The organism is Vibrio fujianensis (genome assembly GCF_002749895.1).
GTDB classification, from domain to species: Bacteria; Pseudomonadota; Gammaproteobacteria; order Enterobacterales; family Vibrionaceae; genus Vibrio; species Vibrio fujianensis.
Genome location: NZ_NBUS01000054.1, coordinates 576,302 through 580,104 on the forward strand (window position 1 = coordinate 576,302; position 3,803 = coordinate 580,104).

The window sequence follows — 3,803 nt, forward strand, 5'->3', positions numbered from 1 at the left end:
CTTACCGCCTCGGTGGTTCTAATAAAACTGGAATCGACTGTTCAGCGTTTGTCCAGATCGCATATCAAGACGCTTGGCAACAATCACTCCCGAGAACCACACGCTTACAGAGCCAACAAGGTCAAGCTATTGAGTATCATCACGCTCAGTATGGCGATTTAGTTTTTTTCAAAACATCACATACCACTCGCCATGTTGGGATCTATTTAGGCAATAAATCGTTTATGCATGCATCAACGTCACAGGGTGTAGTGATATCGAGAATTGATAACCCTTATTGGGCATCAAAACTATGGCAATTCCGACGAATAGCAAATCCGCCGTGGTCAACAATAAGTGAATCAACTGAGGCGAGGAGATAAAACGATTGAGGTTTAGTCATATTTACTGACGGCAGAGTCAAATAGATTTTTGACCAAAGCAATATATTCATCTAAAAATAGGATCTGATCATTGGTGGCAGGCTTTGACCAAACGCCAGCCAGTACTTCGCCTAAATCATCGACCACCAGATCCGCTTCTTTCAGTAATTGAAAGCGGACACTTGAATGCAGTTCAGGGTTTTGCTCAAATATCGCCATAATGTTACTAGCAACCATATCAGTGATGACATCTTCGACACTTTCTTTCCCCGTGTAACCATCACGAGTAAATATGTCCATGTTCATCGATAAATGTTCAATTAGAGCTGAATAACCATCGGTGTCTACAACCACTTTTTTTCTCCGCTTTACCACTTACTGCCAGAATCCATGTTCCCTTGAGTAATACTAAGCCATGAACGACCTTTTTCACAGATTTATGCTATAGAATATTTGACGACGAGCCATTTCTTCAACAAAAAAGATCGCCTCTCATCATAATAAGCGACTTTGATGAACGAGTAGCGCGACTCTCTATAAGAAATATCATTATTACACCTCAATCTCAGTGTACAAGGAAAAGTGTATTTAAGACCCGCTGAGAAACTTGATAACTATCACATTTATATATTTTAGCGCTGCCAAAATGATAATCTGGCTAAATTATGTGCGTTAAAATTGAACATATTTAACGCCATCACCTACACTAGGTGTACATTAATAGGGATGGGAAGATCGCTATGTGGCAGGCTATTGCACAACAACTTTCAGAGACCTTATCAATCCACTATCGTATTGTTGAAAAAGAAAAATTACCAGGCGGTGAACTTCATGACTGCTATGTTATTTCTAATGGTATAGAACGCTACTTTGTTAAGATAAACCAACGTGATTTTATCCACCACTATGAACTAGAAGCACAAAATCTAAAGCTTTTAGCTGAAAGTGACTCGATTACAGTTCCCGTACCTAGGTTAGTCGGGACAACGAAAAATCATGCTTTTATTATCCTCAATTATTTGCCGACGAAGCCGCTCGATAACCCAGAGCAGAGTTACTTATTTGGGCAACAGTTAGCGAAACTGCACCAATGGGGAGAACAAAAGGAGTATGGGTTTGATGTGGAAAATCATCTAGGTACATTAATACAGCCTAACCCTTGGCATAAAAAATGGGCGCTATTTTTTGCTGAACAGCGTATAGGCTGGCAACTCCAATTGCTCAAGGAAAAAGGTATTGATCTGGTGGACATTGATCAGTTCGTTGGGCTCATTAAATACAAGATCGGTGCTCACACACCGAAACCATCTTTACTTCATGGTGCCTTATGGACGACGAATGTCGCACAATCGGTAACAGGGCCGATCAGTTATGACCCGGCTTGCTATTGGGGAGACAGAGAGTGCGATCTTGCCGCAACAGAGCTGTTTGGTGGTTTCCAGCCAGAATTTTACCTCGGTTATGAAAGTATTTATCCGCTTGATGCTCACTATGCAGAACGCAAAAACATCTATAATCTTTACCTACTTCTGAGCTACTGCAATCATTTTGGTGGTAAGTATTTAGCTCAAGCCGATCACTTGATCAAAAACTTACTCGCTGACTAGTCTCTGTTGACCAATAAAAGTAAAGCGCTCGATGGATAGAGGCGCACATTGACTTGATTTATTTTTTGAGCTTTACCGCAGTACCAAAAGCAAGCACTTCTGAAGAGCCATCAGTAATAGCACTGGTGGTTAAACGTACTGCGACAACAGCATCAGCGCCCAATAACCTTGCTTCTGTTAATAGCCGCTCGATAGCCATATTTCGAGCGTCCGTCAACATTTCAGTGTAACCTTTCAGTTCGCCCCCCACCAAACCTTTTAAGTTTGCCATAATATCTCGACCAACATGTTTAGACTGAACAACATTACCCATGACAACGCCTAAAATATCAGTAATTTCCTGACCAGGTACTGTTTCTGTCGTCGTATATATCATCACTATAATCTCTCCATTATTGAGGTCAATATCCCCACTCTCGTTGAAGCGCAAGCAGTATGGGCTGCATTCGTTGATTCCAATCAGATCATCAGTGAATGCTCATTGCGACTTGCTCACCGTCGACCTGTAGCGCCAAGGCGTTGGGGGATGTCAAATTTCACGTGTTTCTTCAAAATTTATACTTAATTTTCAACTTTAAGCAACTTAACAGCTTAATATTACTATATCTCCCACAGAAGTAAGGAAAAGAGAGATGAAACCATTTACCGAAAGAACGGCACTTTGTCCTCATTGTGGTCACGCTATTCGCATCACTTTGGATGCGAGTAATGGTAGCCAAGAATTCTATGATGACTGTCCTGCTTGCTGTCATGCGATACATTTAAATATGACCGTTAATGAGCTAAAAGATAGCGTAGAACTAACTATTGATGCCGATGATGAACAAATATTTTAACCTCCCTGCCAAAAACAAAAATCGTGGTTAAGCGGTATTCTCTTAATCACGATTTAACTAAGTGATTCGTCGAGCGGGGCAAAGCAGCTCACTTATTTGCAAGACTGGGACATCAGTACTCGTTCAACAGTATCAACAATAGCTTGTGTTTGCGGATCAAATTCAACGTTAATTTTATCCCCGACTTGACGCCGTCCAAATAATGTTCGTTGTAAGGTTTCTGGAATAAGATGAACATTAAAACGATTCCCTTCTACCTGACCAATCGTCAATGAACATCCATCAAGACCAATATACCCTTTGGTCAGGATATATTTCATTGCAGTGCTAGGTAACTCGAACCAAAGTGTCTTATTATTTTTAGACTCAATCACGTCGACTAGTGTAGCCATCTCACTGATATGACCAGACATTGAGTGGCCACCGATTTCATCGCCAAATTTTGCGGCTCGCTCAACGTTCACTTCATCCCCAACCTGAAGGGTTCCTAAATTGGTGACCGCTAACGTTTCTTGCATTAGATCAAACGAAGCACACCGATCCGCGATATGAGTAACCGTCAAGCAACAACCATTATGAGCAACAGATGCGCCAATGGTTAACCCCTCAGCAAGCGCTTGAGGCAACGCTATAGTATGGGTTTGAAATTGTGTTTTCCTTTCAATCGAGACAATTTTAGCGGTCCCTTGTACAATGCCTGTAAACATTTCATTATTCCGATAAATTTTCGTGGTGCTTAGTGTGACATTTCTTTATCATTCTCTCTAGGTCTGTTGACCCTAGTACTACATAATATCATGGCATTTTCCTAAGCTATATAACCAAACTCTGAGCCTTTTCTTTGGCTCAGCTAGTCTTCTTTGCGGAGAACACAGTGCAACGTTATAAAAAAGAAGCGTCGACCTTAATTAAATTAGCGACGCCGGTATTAATCGCCTCTATTGCGCAAACCGGAATGGGGTTTGTCGACACGGTCATGGCGGGGGGGGGGGGGGGGC

At 41.6% G+C, this 3,803-nt stretch carries 6 protein-coding genes; 3 read left to right on the forward strand and 3 right to left on the reverse strand.

The genetic code is table 11. The annotated features are described in order from the left end of the window. Positions 1-362, forward strand: a 362-nt coding sequence (locus tag B7C60_RS15735) for an NlpC/P60 family protein (protein WP_245869579.1), incomplete at its 5' end; no start/stop codon positions are given. Positions 363-374: 12 nt separating this feature from the next. Here B7C60_RS15735 and B7C60_RS15740 read toward each other — a convergent pair. Beyond that, on the reverse strand, positions 375-716 hold the full coding sequence (locus tag B7C60_RS15740; protein ID WP_099612457.1) for a DUF3802 family protein: 342 nt from the start codon (positions 714-716) through the stop codon (positions 375-377). A gap of 386 nt (positions 717-1,102) precedes the next feature. On the opposite strand from B7C60_RS15740, the gene B7C60_RS15745 reads away from it, so the two are divergent. Beyond that, complete coding sequence (locus tag B7C60_RS15745) at positions 1,103-1,969, forward strand: fructosamine kinase family protein (protein ID WP_099612458.1); 867 nt, start codon at positions 1,103-1,105, stop codon at positions 1,967-1,969. A gap of 58 nt (positions 1,970-2,027) precedes the next feature. Here B7C60_RS15745 and B7C60_RS15750 read toward each other — a convergent pair whose 3' ends face one another. After that, the gene (locus B7C60_RS15750; RefSeq protein WP_099612459.1) at positions 2,028-2,345 is read right to left on the reverse strand and encodes a heavy metal-binding domain-containing protein; all 318 of its coding nucleotides are present in this window, start codon (positions 2,343-2,345) and stop codon (positions 2,028-2,030) included. 256 nt (positions 2,346-2,601) lie between these two features. Between B7C60_RS15750 and B7C60_RS15755 the strand changes: the two genes are divergently transcribed. Continuing rightward, positions 2,602-2,805, forward strand: coding sequence for a CPXCG motif-containing cysteine-rich protein (locus B7C60_RS15755; RefSeq protein ID WP_099612460.1), 204 nt, complete (start codon positions 2,602-2,604; stop codon positions 2,803-2,805). 92 nt (positions 2,806-2,897) lie between these two features. On the opposite strand, the gene B7C60_RS15760 is transcribed toward B7C60_RS15755, so the two are convergent. Further along, the gene (locus B7C60_RS15760; protein WP_099612461.1) at positions 2,898-3,512 is read right to left on the reverse strand and encodes a riboflavin synthase subunit alpha; all 615 of its coding nucleotides are present in this window, start codon (positions 3,510-3,512) and stop codon (positions 2,898-2,900) included. Positions 3,513-3,803: the final 291 nt, after the last annotated feature.